The sequence below is a fragment of the Halosimplex rarum genome (genome assembly GCF_047715405.1).
In the GTDB taxonomy this organism is placed as follows: Archaea; Halobacteriota; Halobacteria; order Halobacteriales; family Haloarculaceae; genus Halosimplex; species Halosimplex rarum.
Genome location: NZ_CP180412.1, coordinates 3983169 through 4001429 on the forward strand (window position 1 = coordinate 3983169; position 18261 = coordinate 4001429).

The following is an 18261-nucleotide window of genomic DNA, read 5'->3' on the forward strand; positions in this document are numbered from 1 at the left end:
AGGGGTCAGCGAGAGCGAAGGTCTACGCCAGACGCGACAGCATCGTGCGGGTTTGCTCACGGGCGCGAAGTGCCCGTTCGCACGGCCCGAGGGACGGAGGGTTCTTCGCTGTCTTCGTAAACGGAGTGAACGAAGGCTTGTCAGACCTTGCTCTGCTGGGGGACTGAACGGGCCAGGTGCGCGTGGCGGCAAAACCGATATCCGGGCTCGCGCTCATGTAGTCGTCTGAATCGGCACTATCCGACTCAGCGACCGCGAGAGCGAGGTCGACCGAAGGGGGGCCTCGCATGTGAACGGGGTCCTGTCGAACGACGCGAAACAGGGCTCGGAAGACGGACGCAGTGAGTCTTCCGGTGAGTGTAGCGAGCCGTAAGCGGGCGCGCGGAGGACTTTCAGCGCTTGTTGTCTTCTACGGTCGCTCTCGATCGCATTCTCTTCACATCGAAATTCACTGAAAGACCACTCAAGAAGCTCTATCGTTCGATCGGTTGCGACTCTGTGGTGTAGTCTCCGGGATCTCATAAAGAAGTTGGCGAAGAGCTGCATGAGGGGGGGGGTGAATTAATAATTAAGTCATCATGTATTGGAATTTGGTAGATATGCGAAGGGGGACTGTCGTCGACGGGTCGTTCACAGAAGTTTTTTCCAGGCTAGTGGAGAGGACTCACCATGAAAATCGTAGTGACGGGGGCCGCCGGGAACGTCGGTCGGGAGGCGCTCCAGGCGTTCGACGGTCACGACGTGACCGCGGTGACCCATCGCGACCACGAAGCGATCGACAGTCGCGTCGTCGACGTCGAGGACCGCCAGGCGGTGCGGGACGTGGTCGCCGGGCACGACGTGGTGGTCCACCTGGCGGCGAACCCTGATCCGGGCGCCGAGTGGGACGACATCGTCGGGCCGAACATCGAGGGAACCTACAACGTCTACGCCGCGGCCGCTGCATCGAGCGTCGACCGCGTCGTCTTCGCGTCGACGAATCACGTCCACCAGAGTCACGTCCTCGACGGCGAGTCGTTGCCGGACAGACCGCGGGCGATCTCGGTCGACGACCCCTTCCGTCCGGACTCGTACTACGGCGTCTCGAAGGTGACCGGCGAGGCGCTGGGGTCGTTCCACGCCGACCGGGACGGACTGGAGGTCGTCAACCTCCGGATCGGCTGGCTGCTCACGCGGGAGCAACTCCGGGAGCGAGAGGCCGCGAGCGAGAACGGCGCACGGTTCGCCCGCGCAATCTGGCTGTCGCCGCGGGACTGTCGACAGGGGCTGCGGAAGGCCGTGACCGAACCGCTCGCTGAGAACCCGCTGTCGGTAAACCTCGTCTCCGCCAACAGCGAGGGATACTTCTCGCTGGTCGAAGCTCGATGCGGCCTCAGATACCGTCCCGAGGACGACGCCAGCGAGGTCCTCCCTACCGACTCGATGTGACGCGCTGGTACCGAGGACACCTCGTGACCGATGCTGTCTCCCGGAGCGACTGACGTCGGGTGACTACCGCTGTCGTCGTTCTCTGTCGCCGAAGCAGATCGCTGAGTCGTCCTTTTTCACCAACAACTCCGCCACTTCTCGCATCGGACCCTGCCCCTGTGACTTTCGAGGATGATCGGTGCTGGTCGGTTGGATGTACACTAATAGTCCACTCATGAGTTGAAGGCGATTACAAGTATATGGGCGTAATGGATGTGAATCGTACACTATTAGTGTACTTCAGTCGCGGCTCGGTTCGGACGACGCCCTCGCTGACCCGATGACGAGTACATAGTCAGTGGGCACAGATCGACGGAGCACCGCGGAGTTTCGCGACGGCGGATTCGCGAGAGGGAATCGCTGGTCACGTGGAGACCGACGCCGGTCCCGACGAGTCCCCGTGGCTGTGCGGAACTATTATAATCGATCGATATGTACCTGGGATTGGAGTAGCAATAATGACAAACGATAGTGGAGAGAACGACCGCGGAGAGATATCGCTCCGCAGACGAACTGTCCTCTCGGCCACGTCGGGGATCGCGCTCGGGGCGGCGCTACCGACGAGTGTGGGGGCGAGCGAACAGGAATCAAACGACGTTCAGGACGAGGTCTCGTCGGTCCGACTCACGCCGCGACCGGCCGCGGCCGACGGCGGCGGGACGCGATCGCTGAACGGCACCTGGGACTTCGCGCTTTCGACGAGCGAGACGCCGCCGTCGTCGACGGGAGGGCGGGTGGCGCCGGATCTCTCGGGGACCGGCAACGAGGGGGCGTTGTCCAACGACCCGGCTGTCGTCGAGGACCCGTCCGAACGGGCGCTGGACCTCGCCGGAGCGAGCCACGTCGCGGTCGGTGACGCCGACGGCGTCGACTTCACCGAGCCCGGATTCACGCTCCAGATGACGTTCAGGTACGAGGGGGACGGCCCGCTCTGGTCGAAGGGCGGCGACCAGTACTCGCTGGGCGTGTGGGGCGGCCAGCTCTCGTTCTGGATGAAAGGCGAGGGGAACTGGCCGGGAGTCGACGCCGGCGACCTCAATCAGGGAGCGTGGTACACCACGACGGTGGTCGTCGACGAGAGCGAGATCCGTCTGTACGTCGACGCCGCGGAGGTCGGCGCCACCGAGCACGACTTCTCGTCGCTGGCTCGCGTCGACTCGCCGCTCCACCTTGGCTCCGACGGGGCACCGGTCGTCGACTCGTTCCGCGCGTTCGACGCGGCGCTCTCGCCCGACCAGATCGACCGGGAGTACGACGCGCCGCCGGACAGCGCCGTCGCGTGGCTCCCGATAAACGAAGTCTCCGACGGCATGGCGCCCGACGAATCCGGCAACGGCAACGACGGGACGCTCGTGAACGGCCCGGAGATCGTTCCCGGGCGGGACGGGCAGGGGCTGGACCTCGCCGGCGAGGGACACGTCTCGGTGGCCGACGCCGACAGCCTGGACTTCGCCGAGACCGGCTTCGCGCTCCGGGCGACACTGCGGTACGACAGCGGGAGCGGGCTCGTCCTCGATAGGGGCGCCAGCCCGCAGTCGAACGGGACCGAGCAGTTCGGGCTCGGCATCGACGAGGGCACGCTCTCCTTTTCCATGCAGACCGACGACGGCTCGTCCCCGGACTCGCTCCAGACCGACGTCGAGACGGGCGAGTGGTTCACCGTCACGGTCGTCGTCGACGAGAGCGACAGCCGACTGTTCGTCGACGGCGAGGAGGTCGGGTCGGTCGCCCACGGCGCGGACGGACTGGCGAGCAGCGACGCGCCGTTCGTCGTCGGGGGGACCGATCTAAACGTATCCGTCAAGTCGGTGGCGGCGTTCGGGGAGGCACTCTCGACCGACAGGATCGAACGCGGGTTCCGAGCGATGCCTGACAGCGCGATCCTCTTGCACAACTATCGCGTGATCGAGGACCTGAGCGTCGAGTGGCGCGACGAGGACGTCCCCGGTCAGTGGGCCTACGACGAGTACTACCTCCCCGGCGGCTCCGCGGACTGGTATCCGTCGGACGGGCAACTGGGCTGGTATCGCCGGTCGTTCGAGGTTCCGGACGGGTGGGACGAGGGGCGACTCGCGCTGCGGTTCGACGCCGTCTACAGCGAAGCGTGGGTGTTCGTCAACGGCGAGCGGGTCGGCCACCACGTCGGCGGCTACACGCCCTTCGAGATCGACGTCGGCGACGCGGTCGACCCCGACGGGGAGAATACGCTGGCCGTCGCCGTCTCTCAGCAGTCGGAGGCCGACGACATGGGCTGGCAGAACGTCACCGGCGGCATCACCCGCGGCGTGACGCTCTTCGCCGTCCCGGATGCCCACGTCGCGGATGTCGACGTCCGGACCGACCTCGTTGAGGGCGGCGCCGCCGCGACCGTCAGCGTCGAGACGGAGGTCGCGAACGCGGGACCGGATGCCGTCGAGGACGCGACGGTTGCCGTCTCGGTGGCCGGTCCCGACGGCGACTCAGTTGGGTCTGCCGAACGGGAAGTCGACTCGGTCCCAGCGGGGGAATCAGCGACCGTCGCTGTCGAGCTGTCGGTCGACGACCCCGCGACCTGGAACCCCGACCAGCCCCGACTGCACACCGTCGACGTGGAACTGGACGCCGGCGGGACGGCCGAGCGGGTCCGCGAACGGATCGGCATCCGCGATATCGCGATCGACGGGAACAAACTCCGGCTGAACGGCGAGGCCGTGAAACTCCGGGGCGTCAACTGGGAGGAGATCCACCTCGCCGAACACGGCCACGCCGTGCCGCCCGCGATCACGCGCGAGGACGCCCGCCGGCTGAAGGAGGCCAACGTCAACTACGTCCGGGCGGCCCACCACCCCACCTCGGAGGCGTTCCTCGATGCGTGCGACGAACTCGGCATCGTCGTCGGGATGGAGGCGCCGCTCATGTTCCTCGGTCGCGGTCGGGGTGATCCCTACCCCGACGTCGTGACAAGCCAGGTCTTGGAGATGGTCGAGCGCGACAAGAACCGCGCGTCGGTCTGCATCTGGTCGATCGCGAACGAGTCCGAGTGGTACGACGTCTTCGAGACGATCGGGAACGTGGTCGCCGAGGTCGACCCAACGCGGCCGACGATATTCAACCACGACAACTACCAGGCCGACGACCCGTGGCACGACGTCTACCCCCTGTTGGCGCACCACTACCCCGCCTTCCGCACCGGATCGACCGTGGAGGAACACGCGAACCTGGACGCGCCGGTCCTGTTCGACGAGGCCGCTCACACGTACTGTTACAACGACCGCGAACTGGTGACCGACCCAGGACTTCGCGACGAGTGGGGGCGCCCCTTCGAGCTGATCTGGGACCAGTGTCGCGCGGCCGACGCCGTCGCCGGCGCCGCCATCTGGGCGGGCGGCGACCACCTCGAACAGTGGGGCGAGTACCTCTGGGGGCTGCTCGACCGGAACCGCCGGCCCCGCCCCGAGTACTGGCACACGAAGAAGGTGTACTCTCCCGTCCGAGTCGTCGACGTCGAGTGGATCGGCAACGGCAACGTCGCCCGGCTGACCGTGGAGAACCGCCACACGTTCGTCGACCTGGCCGAGCGGGATGTCGAGTTCGAGGGCACGCCCGGCCGCGGAAAGGGTCGGGGCGACCTCGAAGTGCCACCGGGCGAGCGCGAGACGGTGACCCTCCCCGTCAAGGGGGACCAGCTGGAGATGACGGTCACACACCCCGAGGGACACACCATCGAACAGGCGGTCTTCACGCCTGACTCGCCGTCGACGGACGTCCCGTCGGAGCCCGCGGACGAGACGTTCTCCGAGAACGACGGGACGGTCTCGGTCGAGACGGACTCGTTCGCGATGGACGTCGAGCGGGCGAGCGGCGCCGTCGAGGTCCGGTCGTCCGAGGGTACTCCGGTCGTGGTCGACGGACCGGAACTGGCGCTGACGCCGACGCAGCAGGAGACGGGCCGCGGCTACGCGAGTGCGATCAGTCATCGCCCGTCCGGTCGCTCCGTCTCCGACGTCTCCCTCGTCGAGGACGACACGGCCGTCTCGATCACCGTCGACTACGACGACGCTGAGGGGACGTTCCTGCTCCGCCCGCTGGAGGACGGGATCGAGGTCGAGTACGAGTTCACGCTCCGGGAAGCGGTCGACGCCCGCGAAGTGGGCGTCACCGTCCCCCTCGCGCGCGACCTGACGACCCTCTCGTGGACGCGGGACGGCCAGTGGAGCGTCTACCCGGACACCCACATCGGCCGGCCGTCCGGGACGGCCGCGGCGTTCCCCGACGGCTCCCGTCCCGACCACGAGGAGATCCGCATCCAGCAGGGTCAGCCCTGGAAGGACGACGCCACGAAGTTCGGGTCCAACGACTTCCGCGGAACCAAGCGGAACGTCTACCAGGCGGATCTGACCGCCGAGGACGGGGCCGGACTGGGCCTCCGTTCGGAGGGCGATCAGCACGTCCGCGCGCAGGTCCGGTCGGAGACTGTCGACCTGCTCGCGCTCGATCGCTCCCTCTCGGGGACGAACGGCGACGGCTGGCTGAGTCGACACCCGGTCGTCGACGAGAACCCAACGCTCGACGTGGACGAGACGGTGGCGGGGAGCGCCACGCTGCAGGTCGTCGCCGCTGACGACGGGAGCGACTGAACTCGCTCCGGGCAGGCCTTCGGCCGCGACACCTGTTCGGAACTCGCACGCCTCGCCGACGACGAGTACCCGGCCGACTACGCCCCGAACATCGTCGAACTGTTCGACGACCATGCGAACGACGACGAACAGGGCGGGTCCGCTGGGGACGCAGGACCGACTACGACGTGTCGTCGGTGACCCGAATCACCGTCTCGTCCAGCGCTGTATTCCGACGGATCAGAGCATTTCGACGCGGATCTGGTGTGCCGTCTCGGTCAGCAGGCCGCGGATGTTATTCTTGACGTCGATGCCGGAGGCTCGCTCGGAGGAGACGACGATCTCGATCGCGGCGACCGGTCGGTCCGACGGGTCGAGGACGGGCGTCGAGATAGCGACCCACTCGGGGTCGTCGTCGTCGAGCGGTTCTTCGAGGAACTGGCGCTCTTTGAGCCCTTCGAGTTGGTCGGAGAGCGAGCGGTCGCGCCCATCGGTCAGTTCGTCGCGACGGTCCTCCGGGAGGTGGGCGAGGATCGCCTTGCCGGGCGGGCTCTCGGTGAGCGGAACGCTGTCGCCGCGGCGGCGGGGGTAGTCGCCGCGGCCGTCAGAACCGGTGGTGTAGACGCACCGGCAGTCGCTGTCCTCGGCGATCCAGAGGTTGATCGGCGCGTCGAGTGAGTGGGACAGCTGGTCTATCTTGTCGGACTGGTCGAGGACGAACCGCGACTCCGAATTCTCGAGCCCGTATTCGGTGAATTTCGGGCCGAGGGCGTACACGCCGTCGCGATTTTCGAGCGCGTCGACCGCGACGAGCGTCCGCAGGTGCTTGTACACGCCAGCGCGCGAGAGGTCGGTCGCCTCCGTGATCTCCTCCGCCGTCGCGCCCTGGTACCTGTGGACCACATCCAAGATTCCGAAGGCGGTCTCAGTCGCCGAGATCCGGTTTTCCCCTGGCATGGCCGGACACGATGTCGCCGCCCCCAATAAGTCCACTGATAGTACACACGAGTCGGCTGGTCCTGGCGGCACCGCTGGAAGGGGGATCACCACTCGACGGTACTACCGCCGCGTGTGGACAGGTCGAGTCCGCCGATCGATAGCCTCGCGGCGTGCTCGCGAATCCCCTCTTCGCCGATCTCGATGCCGATCTCGGGTTTTCCCGAGAGCGCCACGTCTTCGTCCGCTTGTCCGAGTTCCCCATCCGGTCCGGGTGACTCCGTTCAACTGACAGGTGCACTAACAGTATACATTAGTCTCGAATTACATACGTAGCACTGTAATCGACGACGTGATGTGCACCAGTAGTACACACACCTACGACGCCCACGCCGCGGCCGACCGAGTTGAGCGACGAATTCTCGAACGCAGCCGTCGTCGTGTCTGTGTCCCGATCCGGTTTCTATATACTTCCAGTGACTGTGGCCCGTGATCACGGCCCTGTCAGTGTGAACTGACTCGGATGTGGTCACCACTGTGTACGATTAGTGGACGCAACTCGTGACGACGCGGTCGCGGTAACCGGTCGACGGTACGGACTGACTGATCGGCGGACGACCGCAGTTGCGCGGCCGACCGGGAGAAATACGCGGAACGGACGGCGCTCAGTCCTGGTTTTCCGACGGGAATCGACCGGCGAGTGCCGCGGGATCGGCCGTCGTGGGGTCGAACGGTCGGAGGACGACGCTGTACGAGGTCGGTTCCGGGTCGATCCGGTGCTCTGAGAGGGGTTTGACCGGGGTACCCCCCACGCCGGCTACGTCGACGTCCAGGAACAGCCGGGCTCCGTCTCTCGGGGTAAGGTCATCGAGGCGCGACGCCCCGGCCAGGTTCTCGTACTGGTCGAAGCGGACGTTCAGCGGGCGGTCGCCGTACGCGAGCAGACCGACGTCGTCGCTCTCGACGCTCGCCCAGCGGACGTCGGTCTTGTTGCCGTTGTCCGAGGGGAGGCGATAGGGGACGAACTGTTCGTCGACCGTCCCGGCGTACCGCCCGACCTCGCTGCCGGTCTTGCGGTCCGGGTACGTCTCCTCGGGGCCGCGACCAAACCACTCGACGCGGGACAGCGACGCCGGGAGGTCGTACTGCACGCCGAGCCGAGGGAGCCAGGTCGTCAACGAGTCGCGGAGCGCGTCCGTCGGCGCGACGTCGACTGTGGTCGCCAGCGCGCCCGTGCCGAAGATGTCGTGGCGGTAGGTGACCGCGAACAGCGCGTCGCCCTCGGGATTCCGGGCGAGCGTCTCGACGGCGAGGCGGACCCACTCGGAGCCGCGCCGCTCGACGTCGTACTCGACGGCCTCGTGGGTGAGCGCGTCCAGCCCGAGCGCCTCCCACTCGCTGGCGTTGTCGTAGCCCCACTCTGTCTCGCTGTCGATGTCGTCCTCGTTGGCGATCGGTGCGCGATGCGCTCCGAACAGCGGACCGTCTGTCGCGACGGTCGCACCGTCGTAGCGCAACTCGTCGAACGTCCCGCGCTCGGCGTCGAAGCGATAGGCGAACCGCTCGCCGGTGAACTCGACGGAATCTGCGGTCTCCTCGACGGTGACCGGGGACTCGGCCGTCGCCGCGATCGACGGCGGTGTCTCGCTCTCGAACGGCAGCGCGAACTGCTCGAAGCCGACCTCGTGGCCGGCGGTCGCCCAGTCGGTGTCGCGGGCGAGACGAACACGGATCGTCAGGTGGCTCTCGGACCCGGGAGCGAGTTCAGGCCGGTCGAATGGGACGTAGACGCCGCGGGTGTGCGACGGCGGGACGTCGAGGTCGAGCGTGCCGGACTGGACCACCTCGCCGTCGACGGTCACCTCCCAGGTCGTCTCGTAGGCCGCGAGGTTCGTGCAGTCGTGGCGGTTCGTGACTGTGAGCGCGCCGGCCCGCAGCGCGACGGCGTCGACGCTGAACGGCTGGTGGGACTTCTTGAGCTGGCGGACCTCCGGCTGGAGCGTCAGATCCGAGAAGACGGTGCCGTCAAGCAGGAACGGGTCGTCGTCGAACCACCACTCGCCGTCGTCGGCGTCGGGGACGACTTCGCCCGCGAGCGTCTGGTTGGCCCACTCCCAGACGAACCCGCCCTGGAGCCCGTCGACCTCGCGGATCAGCTCCCAGAACGCGTCCTGGAGACCGAGGCTGTTACACAGCGCGTGGGCGTACTCGCCCATCACGAGCGGGCGGTCCTCGACGGCGCTGTGCTGGGCGAGTGTGTGCGGCACCGGGTAGCGCGGTCCGGAGACGTCCGTGAACGGGGCGGTCCCGGTCATGCTGTCGTGGAACTGTTCGTACGGGGCGTCTCCGGACCCCTGGTGGTAGACGAATCGGGTCCCGTCGCGCTCGCGGGCGTACTCGGCCATCTCTTCGTGGGCCGGCCCCTCGCCGGCCTCGTTGCTCGTGCTCCAGGCGACGATGGCGGGGACGTTCTTGTGGTGCTCGACCATCCGCTCGAACCGGCGCACGAACGCCCGGTGGAACGCCGGTCGCTCGTTGACGAAGTTCATGTTGAAGTGCGTCTCGACGTTAGCCTCGTCGACGACGTACAGCCCGAGCTCGCTCGCCAGTTCGTACACCGGCAGGTCGTTGGGATAGTGCGCCGTCCGGACGGCGTTGACGTTCTGCCGTTTCAGCGTGCGGAGGTCCTCCAGCGTGCGCTCGAACGACACCGACCGCCCCGTCTCGGGGTCGTGTTCGTGGCGGTTGACCCCGCGGACCGTCACCGGGTTGCCGTTGACGAGGATCTGCCCGTCTTCGACGGCGAACTCGCGGAACCCGACCCGCTCGGGAACGGCCTCGCGGACCGTTCCGTCCGGCCCCCGCAGTGTGAGCACGAGGTCGTAGAGGGCGGGGTGTTCCGCCGACCACTTGGCCGGCGACTCGACCTCAGTACGGAGGGTCGTCTCGGTCCCGTTCGCGGGAACGACGGTCGCGTCGAACGCCGTGACCTCGTCGCCTCCCTCGTCGTAGAGGCGGCCTTCGACTGTCCACTCCTCGGCGGCCTCCCCGTTGCTCGGCCGGTTACCGTCACGTTTGCCGGAGACGCCCAGTTCGGCGTCGACCGTGAGTGTCGCGTCGTCGTATGCGTCGTCGAAATCCGTGCGGACGAACCAGTCCCGGAGGTGGACGGCGGGCTTCGAGTAGCAGTAGGCGCTGCGGAAGATGCCGCTGAACCGCAGCATGTCCTGGGTCTCCAGGTAGCTCCCGTCGGAGAAGCGGAACACCTGAACGGTGAGGGCGTGTTCCTCGCCGGCCTCGACGTCGTCCGTGACGTCGAACTCGGAGGGGGTCATCGATCCCTGGTCGTAGCCGACGTACGCACCGTCGATCCAGACGAAGAAGGCGGACTTCACGCCCTCGAAGTGGAGGTAGGTACGACGGTCGCCGCTCCACGACGCCGGGACGTCGACGGTTCGGCGGTAGGTCCCGACGGGGTTGAACTCGTCGGGGACCGCGGGCGGCTCCGGCTCGTCGTCGACCTCGGGGAGCCGCTCCCAGGTCAGCGCGTGATTCCGGTAGATCGGTCGATCGTAGCCCTCGAGTTGCCACACGCTCGGGACGGACAGGTGCTCCCAGTCGACGTCCGGGCCGAGGCGCTCCGGGAGGTCGGCGGGTCGCTCGGCCCATCGAAAGGACCACTCGCCGTTCAGCGAGCGGAAGTACTCCGACTCCGCCCATCTGGCCTTCGGTTCGGTCAAGCGGCCGGTGGCGGCCCTGGCCGACGCTGTCGACTCGTACGGGACCGACGGGACGTGTGCCGGCTCGACGTTCTCGCCGAGCCGGTCCGGGTTCTCGATGTATTCCGAGAGTCCCGCCAGCTGTGCTGGCTCTCGCGACACGGGTACTCACTCTAAGTCCCCAGCGATGACATAAAAATGGCTGGGGTTACCTCTCGGTTTGGCGCCGGGTGACCGAGTGAAAGACCGGACGACCGCCCGTCAGTGGACCGTCGACAGGTACCTGGGCGGGTCGTCGTAGGGCTCGACACGGCCCGCGGCGACGTCGTAGAGCCGTTCGTGGCTTTTCCGTGCTGCCGTCGCGAGCGGGTCGTACGGGCGGTGACAGACGTCGAGGAAGCCGATGTTGTAGTTCTCGCCGTCGAACCGGCCGGCGACCGACTGGTCGTACAGGGTGAAATAGTGCGTCCCGACACACCAGGGTTTGGCGGCCGCGTCTTCGAGGTACGTCCGGTAGGCGTCACCCCTGTCCGACTGGTCGCCCACGCGGCAGATGCCCGACGCGGGAAGTCCGACGTCGAGCGCGCCGAAGTGCCACTCGCCGATCAGTACTGGGACGTTTAGCCGTTCGCTGATTTCGGCGAACCGATCGGCGTGCACGCGCTCTTCGTAGCAGTTGATCGAGAAGACGTCGACGTGTGACATCCCGGAAAGCGCCCAGTCGCCGGGGACGTACGCGTATCGAGTGCCGAGGTTCAGGTGGTTCGGGTCGACCGCGCGGCAGGCCTCGCTCAACACGCGGTAGAACTCGTCGACCATCACCTCGCTGAAATCTGCCAGGTCCGTCCTGGCCGCGTCGGTGAGGTGCTCGCGCCACCGTCCGGTCTCGAGGTCGGCGAAGGACACGTCCATGTCCCAGGCATCGGCCAGTCCGGCGTCGGAGTCGTAGCGCGCTTCCATGAACGACCGCAGTTCCGAGCGGGTCGCACACGTTTCCGTGGTGTAGAGCATCCCCGCCGCCGGCGTCTCGTCCGCGAACCCCCACGTCGGTTCGTTGCCGAGGAAATACCCGATCATGGCCGGGTCGTTCCGGGTCTCCGCGAGCGGCTCGGCGAAGGCCGCCGCGGCTTCCTCGAAGTCGTCAGCGAACACGTCCGGGAAGTCCCGGTACACGGTATCGTCGAAGTCCAGTCTGAGCGGTCGGACGTACGGATAGCCCGCGTCACGAGCGATCTCCCATTCGGACCAGTTACCGACGGTGTTGAATCCGAGACGGCGGAGCTGACCGAGCACGGTGTCGGTCCAGCGGTCGTGCCAGTCGTCGCCGAACGCGCGAACGAAGTTTGCCGTCAGGTAGTCGACCAGCGGTTGACCGTGTGTCGTCCCGAGTGCCGGAGCGAACGGACCGTCTTCGTCGGGGATCCAGGACAGTGCATCGGCGATCCCGCCGTAGACCGAATCGACGTTCGCGCGGACGCAGTCGAGACCGGCAGACCAGAACGGGTGTCCGTCGGGGTCGACGAGCCACCAGCGGTCGCCGTCGTGATGGGTCCGGAAGAAACCGGTCGCCTCCCACTGCCGGTCCGTCCACCCGCCCCACTGGGAGGTGTCGTCCGGGAGCGCGTGGTCGTTGGCCTCGCGGTGCTGTGTCTCGAGGCGCTCGACCAGTTCGCCCTCGTCCTCGGTGCGACCGTCCCACTCGTGGATCCGCGACTGGCCGAACTCGTCGACGAGCGGCCCCTCGGGGAGGGCCGGCGAATCCACGCGATCCGGTTCCTCCTCGGTGGCCACGAGCGGCGTCTGGCACCACCGGACCGGCTCGTCGCTCTTGCGGATGACCGCGATCGTGATGCGGTCCACTCGCTCCAGGTTGACTCTGTCGCCGCCGGCGAGCGGCTTGAGCCACGCGCCTTCGCGGTCGTACTTCCACCGGTTCTGGTTCGTCGCCGTCAGGGGGACCCGTACTCGCGCCTGACACTGGTTGAGCGCGCTGTATCGCAGTCCGAAGGTCGGCCCGTCCTCACCCTCGTGTAACCGGAGTTCCCACTTCGCGAGGTGGTCCCCGTCTAACAGCAGATCGCAGGTCAGGTATCTCGCGTCGGTGAGCGATCCGGGTTCGATCTCGTAGACGAGTCGGTCTTCGTGTGACTGTGCTGTATACCGGCTGCCGTCGTCGAGCGGGACGTTGCTGTCCGCGACGACGATGTCACCCGCGACTCTATCGGGTGAGTACGTGACGGGCATGCCATTCGTTACCAGCACTCATCGGATATACCTCCACCTTGCGGAAACGATTGCTGGCAGCGGCTCCGAACCCATGTTTGAAGAACCGCATCCACGGGGTACTGACGCCCGCCAGCCGTGTGAAGACAGATTGTCTCGGTGCTCGGGATCCAGAAAGGAGCGCGACGGCCGCTGACGCGTGCAGTATCGTTGCGAGACACCGCTAGAGGCGGTACCCCAAGCATTTTTTATCCGTGCGTGTCCGACGGAATGTATGGCAGATAGTTACACGGACGGACTGACCTTTCGTCGGAAAGCGACGCGCAACTGGCCGATCACGATCATCGCGTTCACCACAGTCCTGTTCAGCGGGTCGGCGGTTCTCGCAGACGTTCTCGGATACCCTTCGATCGCGGGAATCATCAGCGCGTACCTCATCGCGATTCTGCTACTGCTGGTGTTCTTTGCGATCATCCCTGTCTACGCGCTCGAACTGCTGGACTGAGGCGCTTCCCTGCAGGGTCACCGGGGACCGTGGTATTGACTACCGAATACCTTATGTGCGTAACCGTCCCACGAACGCAACACAGTCAATGAGCGAAAACGTTAGCCGCTCGATCTCGCAGACACATGTCAGCGACGAGGAATCCGCCGTCTTGAGCGTTCGTGACGCACGGGTCACGTTCGATATGTCGCGGGGCGTGTCCCGTGTCCTCGACGATATCAGCCTCGACGTCCAGCGCGACGAGATACTGGGAGTCGTCGGGGAGTCGGGGTCGGGAAAGTCGATGCTCGCGAACGCGATGATGAACTCGGTAGTCGACCCGGGTGAACTGTCGGGGGAAGTCATCTACAGGCCCGGCGACGGCGGGAATCCGGTCGACATCACGACCCTCGACGAAGACGACCTCCAGCGGCTCCGCTGGGAAGAGCTCTCGATGGTGTTTCAGGGCGCGATGTCGTCGTTCAACCCGACGATGCGGATCCGCGGTCACTTCGAGGAGACCCTGGAGAGTCACGGGCACGACCTCGACGAGGGAATGGCGCGCGCCGAACGGCTCCTGGACGACGTGTTCCTCGAAGCCGACCGCGTACTCGACTCGTATCCGCACGAGCTCTCCGGCGGGATGAAACAGCGGGCACTGATCGCGCTCTCGCTGATCCTCGAACCGGAGGTCCTCGTCATGGACGAGCCGACCGCCTCACTGGACCTGCTGATGCAGCGGTCGATCATCTCGCTCCTCGAATCCCTCAAAGAAGAGTACGACCTCACGCTGGTGTTCATCACGCACGACCTGCCGCTGGTGACACGCCTCTCGGACCGGATCGCGGTACTGTACGCCTTCGACCTCGCGGAGATCGGGACGACCGACCAGATCCTCCGAAGTCCGACGCATCCCTACACCCGGAAACTGCTGAAGACGACGCCGAACCTGGACACCGGTCTCGACAGCATCGAGACGATTGAGGGGTCGAGTCCGGATCCGGTGAACACGCCCAGCGGGTGTGCGTTTCATCCCCGATGTCCGCTGGCCGACGGCCACTGCGAGACGACTGACCCAGAACTGGAACCCGTCACCGAGGAGGGGAGTCACCGGACGGCGTGTCACCACTGGGACCAGGCGGCTGAGGCCATCCCGTTCGACATCACCGATGCCCACGAGAGCGGCATCGAGATCGGTTCCGTCTCGAAGACCGCGACGGCCGACGCGACGGGGACCGCCTCCGACGACCGCTCGGAGGAACCGCTACTGACTCTCGACGACCTCCACATCGAATTCGAGAAGGAAGGCGGGATTCTGGACATCTTCAGCGACAACGAGGTCGTCCAAGCAGTCAGTGGCGTCGACCTCTCGGTGTACGAGAACGACGTGGTGGCCATCGTCGGGGAATCGGGCTGCGGAAAGACGACGCTCGGGAAGGCGGCGATCGGACTCCATCGCCCCGCGGAGGGGTCGGTGACCTACCGCGGGCAGGACATCTGGGCGGCGCGAGAGGGCGGGAGTGACGTCGATATCCCCTTCGACGAGATCCGCACGGCGCTCCAGATCATCCACCAGGACCCCGGATCGGCCCTCAACAAGAACAAACGGGTGCTGTCGACGCTAGAGCGGCCGCTGAAGAAGTGGCATCCGGAGATGGACAGGGACGACCGCGAGTCACGGATCTACACCCTCCTCGAGGAAGTGGGCATGTCACCCCCGACCGACTACGCACAGCGGTATCCACACCAGCTCAGCGGCGGCGAGAAACAGCGGGTGGCTCTCATCAGGGCGCTCCTGATGAACCCCGACCTCATCCTGGGCGACGAGGCCATCTCGGCGCTGGACGTCTCGCTGCGCGTCGACATGATGGACCTGTTCCTCGAATTGCAGGAGCTGTTCAACACCTCGTACCTGTTTATCTCGCACGACCTCGCGAACGCCAACTACCTCGCACAGCGCGCCGACGGTCGTATCGCGGTCATGTACCTCGGCGAGATCGTCGAGGTCGGTCCCGTCGAACAGATCATCCACAACCCACAGCACCCGTACACGCAGATCCTCCGGTGGGCGACGCCGAATCTCGACCCCGACCAGGACGAGGCCGGAGACGTGCCGATCCGGAACATAGACATCCCGGACCCCGAGGACCCGCCTTCGGGGTGTCGATTCCACACTCGGTGTCCCGACGCTCGCGAGGCCTGCACCCGTGAGAATCCCGACGAGTACGCCCTCGGAAGCGGGCACGAGGTGTCCTGCTTCCGCGTCGTCGAGGACCACGACTACTGGGACTCCGAACCCCTCGCCAGCGAGGACGTTCGAGCGGCGGCGAGCGACGACTGACGGGGAGTTTCGGCTGATTCCATAGAGTCGCGGAGTTTCGGCTGATTCCATAGAGTCGCGGAGTTTCGGCTGATTCCATAGAGTCGCGGATCTGATACCTGCGGGTCGAGGATCTCTGGACCGCAGACTGGTCGAGAATTCCGACGATAACTCGCGAGAGAAATCGAGTTTTCGAGAACCGTTTCGGAGACGAGACGCGCCGTGACTGGGTTCGAAACGGCAGGCGAATCGCCTACTCGGCGACCGCCGTCGCTTCGCCGCCTTCGGACGTTTCGCTCTCCATGGCTCGCACGCGTGGGTTGAACACTCTGTCCATCCCCTGTGAGAAAATCGTGATCCCGTACGACAGGAGTGCGATCGTGAAGATCGGCAAGATTAGCCAGTGCCAGGAGTTCGACGAGAACATCGCACCCCCGCCGTAGGCGTTCTGGATCATGACTCCCCAGTTAAGCGACGTGTAGGGCAACACGCCGAGGAAGTAGAGCCCGACCGAGGCAGCGATGACCCTGATCGCATTCCCCATGAAGTTGATCATGATGAACGGCATGATGTTGGGGAGAATATCGTCCCGGAGAATGCTCACGGACCCGAGTCCGGCGACTCGCGAGGCCTCGACGTACGATTCCGACCGCAGTGCGAGCACCTGCGAATGGAGCGACCGAGAGAGTCCCGCCCATGCGTCGACCGAGAGGAGCAGGCCGACGACGAGCGGGTCGCGCGGTTCGATCGCGACCGCGAGGACGATCAGGAGTGGCAGGCCTGGGATCGCCATCTGGATGTCGGTCGCGGTCATCAGGACCCGTTCGATGCGGCCGCCCTTGTATCCGGCAGTCGTCCCGACGAGGACTCCGATGACGGTGGTCGCTATGCCGCCGGCGAACGCCATCTCTAGCATCGGCGGCGTCGCGTGGATCAGCAGTTCGAGGATGTCTCTGCCGTTCCCGTTGGTACCGAACACGTGCCCGAGCGTCGGCCACGGCAGCGTGAGACCGAGAATCGTCGCCTCACCCATGACGAGCCAGCTTCCCTCGACGAACGGCACGAGGCCACCGGGGAATGGCCCCATCAGCGGTTGGGCCTCGTTGAGCTCGGGTGCCTCCGTCAGATAGACGCCCACGGTCGCCATCAGCAGATAGAACGCGATGATCATGGCGCCGTACCGCGTTCGCCGGTCGGACCACATCACTCGGGCGGGAGCGACGATCCAGAGGTCGGCCCAGGCGGCCCACCGGTCTCGGGTCGTCATCGGTTCCCCGCTCTCGTTCTGTGCCTCGAGAGCCTGGAACACGTTCGAATCCTCAGATGCCATGGTACTCCTCCTGTCTGGTCAGAGTCGTCTGGTTCATACTCAGTATGCCTCCGAATTCCGTTTGACGCGCGGATCGATCCATCCGTAGGTCACATCGGCGAGGAACATCGCGAAGACGATCGTGACGCTGAGCAACAGGAATATCGCCATCATCAGCGGGTAATCGCGCGCCTGAATACCGCGGAACAGGTAGAACCCCAGGCCCTTGTACTGGAAGATGCTTTCAATCAGGATCGACCCCGAGAAGATGTAGCCGATCTGGATGAGCATCTGGGTGTACATCGGGAGGATGGCGTTTCGTGCCACGTACAGCGTCGTGATCCGTCTGCTGTTGACGCCACGGAGTTTCGCCACCCGGAGATAGTCCTTGCCGAGCTCCTGAATGCTGTTCGCCCGCATCGCGATGGCGCCGGCGCCGAACGACGCCATCGCCAGCGAGAACACGGGCAGGAAGGCGTGGTTCAGTACCCCTGCAACGTACGGCCAATTTATCCCCGGCGTCGCGTTCGGATTGACCCGTCCCGCTAACGGGAACCAGCCGAACTGGTACGCAGTGATATACAGCAGCGCGATGCCGATGAGAAAGTACGGGATCGACTGGACCCACAGCAGCGCCGTCGTCCCGCCGAAGTCGAGACGCGACCCCTCCCGGTAGGCCAGGACGGCGCCGATGACGACGCGCGTGACGAACGAGGTGATAATACCGACCGTTCCGAGAAACAACGTCCACGGGATAGCCGGGATCACGACCGCCTCGACCGGCTCGTTGAAATAGATGGACCGCCCGAAGTCGCCGGTCAACGTCGCGTGCATCCAGTTGAGATACTGTTCGTGCAGCGGTGCGCTCGGGACCACGTTGATGTACGTCTTGGCGAGTTCGTTGAACTGCTCGAGCTGCTCCGGGTTCCCCGTCACTTGGGCCTGGCCACCCGCCGCACCCAGGTTACCGGCGATCATCTGGGCCCTGATGAAATCGAGCGGTCCGCCCGGCATCCACCGCGTCAGTACGAACGATATTGTCAACACCGCCCACAGCGTAAAAACCGATTGGAACCCACGTTTGATATAGTAGTTCATGCTGAGCACTAGCATAGCGAAACACGAACAGTAATAATAGTTTGGTTCAATCCCACCGGATTTCGAAAGATTATAATAGTGAAGTTTCCGCAACGAGCGGGGATTCGAAG

Annotated in this window: 10 protein-coding genes; 4 read left to right on the plus strand and 6 right to left on the minus strand. The window is 65.5% G+C overall.

The features are described 5' to 3' along the window. Positions 1 to 669: 669 nt before the first annotated feature. Both ACMGFH_RS19080 and ACMGFH_RS19085 read left to right on the plus strand, forming a co-directional pair. A complete protein-coding gene (locus ACMGFH_RS19080) occupies positions 670 to 1428 on the plus strand; it encodes an NAD-dependent epimerase/dehydratase family protein (protein ID WP_415380138.1) in 759 nt (252 codons plus the stop codon). 497 nt (positions 1429 to 1925) lie between these two features. Continuing rightward, a complete protein-coding gene (locus tag ACMGFH_RS19085) occupies positions 1926 to 6083 on the plus strand; it encodes a glycoside hydrolase family 2 TIM barrel-domain containing protein (protein WP_415380139.1) in 4158 nt (1385 codons plus the stop codon). 219 nt (positions 6084 to 6302) lie between these two features. On the opposite strand, the gene ACMGFH_RS19090 is transcribed toward ACMGFH_RS19085, so the two are convergent. From ACMGFH_RS19090 to ACMGFH_RS19105, 4 genes are all read right to left on the minus strand, one after another. Then, complete coding sequence (locus ACMGFH_RS19090; RefSeq protein WP_415380140.1) at positions 6303 to 7019, minus strand: IclR family transcriptional regulator; 717 nt, start codon at positions 7017 to 7019, stop codon at positions 6303 to 6305. Between the two features lie 86 nt (positions 7020 to 7105). Continuing rightward, the gene (locus tag ACMGFH_RS19095) at positions 7106 to 7234 is read right to left on the minus strand and encodes a hypothetical protein (RefSeq protein WP_415380141.1); all 129 of its coding nucleotides are present in this window, start codon (positions 7232 to 7234) and stop codon (positions 7106 to 7108) included. Between the two features lie 429 nt (positions 7235 to 7663). Continuing rightward, a complete protein-coding gene (locus ACMGFH_RS19100; protein WP_415380142.1) occupies positions 7664 to 10879 on the minus strand; it encodes a glycoside hydrolase family 2 TIM barrel-domain containing protein in 3216 nt (1071 codons plus the stop codon). Positions 10880 to 10978: 99 nt separating this feature from the next. Next, a complete protein-coding gene (locus ACMGFH_RS19105) occupies positions 10979 to 12961 on the minus strand; it encodes a hypothetical protein (RefSeq protein WP_415380143.1) in 1983 nt (660 codons plus the stop codon). A 253-nt stretch (positions 12962 to 13214) separates the two neighbouring features. Here ACMGFH_RS19105 and ACMGFH_RS19110 point away from each other — a divergent pair, with 253 nt between their 5' ends. Both ACMGFH_RS19110 and ACMGFH_RS19115 read left to right on the plus strand, forming a co-directional pair. Continuing rightward, a complete protein-coding gene (locus ACMGFH_RS19110) occupies positions 13215 to 13445 on the plus strand; it encodes a hypothetical protein (RefSeq protein WP_415380144.1) in 231 nt (76 codons plus the stop codon). A gap of 88 nt (positions 13446 to 13533) precedes the next feature. Continuing rightward, positions 13534 to 15765: an ABC transporter ATP-binding protein gene (locus tag ACMGFH_RS19115; RefSeq protein WP_415380145.1), complete on the plus strand. Its 2232-nt coding sequence runs from the start codon at positions 13534 to 13536 to the stop codon at positions 15763 to 15765. A 232-nt stretch (positions 15766 to 15997) separates the two neighbouring features. Here the strand turns inward: ACMGFH_RS19115 and ACMGFH_RS19120 are convergent, their stop codons facing one another. Together ACMGFH_RS19120 and ACMGFH_RS19125 are read right to left on the minus strand one after the other, a co-directional pair. After that, positions 15998 to 17074: an ABC transporter permease gene (locus tag ACMGFH_RS19120; RefSeq protein WP_415380146.1), complete on the minus strand. Its 1077-nt coding sequence runs from the start codon at positions 17072 to 17074 to the stop codon at positions 15998 to 16000. Between the two features lie 39 nt (positions 17075 to 17113). Continuing rightward, positions 17114 to 18151, minus strand: coding sequence for an ABC transporter permease (locus ACMGFH_RS19125; RefSeq protein WP_415383282.1), 1038 nt, complete (start codon positions 18149 to 18151; stop codon positions 17114 to 17116). Positions 18152 to 18261: the final 110 nt, after the last annotated feature.

What these genes read in the sequence shown, in the direction of transcription:
- ACMGFH_RS19120 (WP_415380146.1), bottom strand. Translation starts at nt 17,074, where the DNA reads ATGGCATCTGAGGATTCGAACGTGTTCCAGGCTCTCGAGGCACAGAAC.
- ACMGFH_RS19125 (WP_415383282.1), bottom strand. Translation starts at nt 18,151, where the DNA reads ATGAACTACTATATCAAACGTGGGTTCCAATCGGTTTTTACGCTGTGG.
- ACMGFH_RS19110 (WP_415380144.1), top strand. Translation starts at nt 13,215, where the DNA reads ATGGCAGATAGTTACACGGACGGACTGACCTTTCGTCGGAAAGCGACG.
- ACMGFH_RS19080 (WP_415380138.1), top strand. Translation starts at nt 670, where the DNA reads ATGAAAATCGTAGTGACGGGGGCCGCCGGGAACGTCGGTCGGGAGGCG.
- ACMGFH_RS19105 (WP_415380143.1), bottom strand. Translation starts at nt 12,961, where the DNA reads ATGCCCGTCACGTACTCACCCGATAGAGTCGCGGGTGACATCGTCGTC.
- ACMGFH_RS19085 (WP_415380139.1), top strand. Translation starts at nt 1,926, where the DNA reads ATGACAAACGATAGTGGAGAGAACGACCGCGGAGAGATATCGCTCCGC.
- ACMGFH_RS19090 (WP_415380140.1), bottom strand. Translation starts at nt 7,019, where the DNA reads ATGCCAGGGGAAAACCGGATCTCGGCGACTGAGACCGCCTTCGGAATC.
- ACMGFH_RS19115 (WP_415380145.1), top strand. Translation starts at nt 13,534, where the DNA reads ATGAGCGAAAACGTTAGCCGCTCGATCTCGCAGACACATGTCAGCGAC.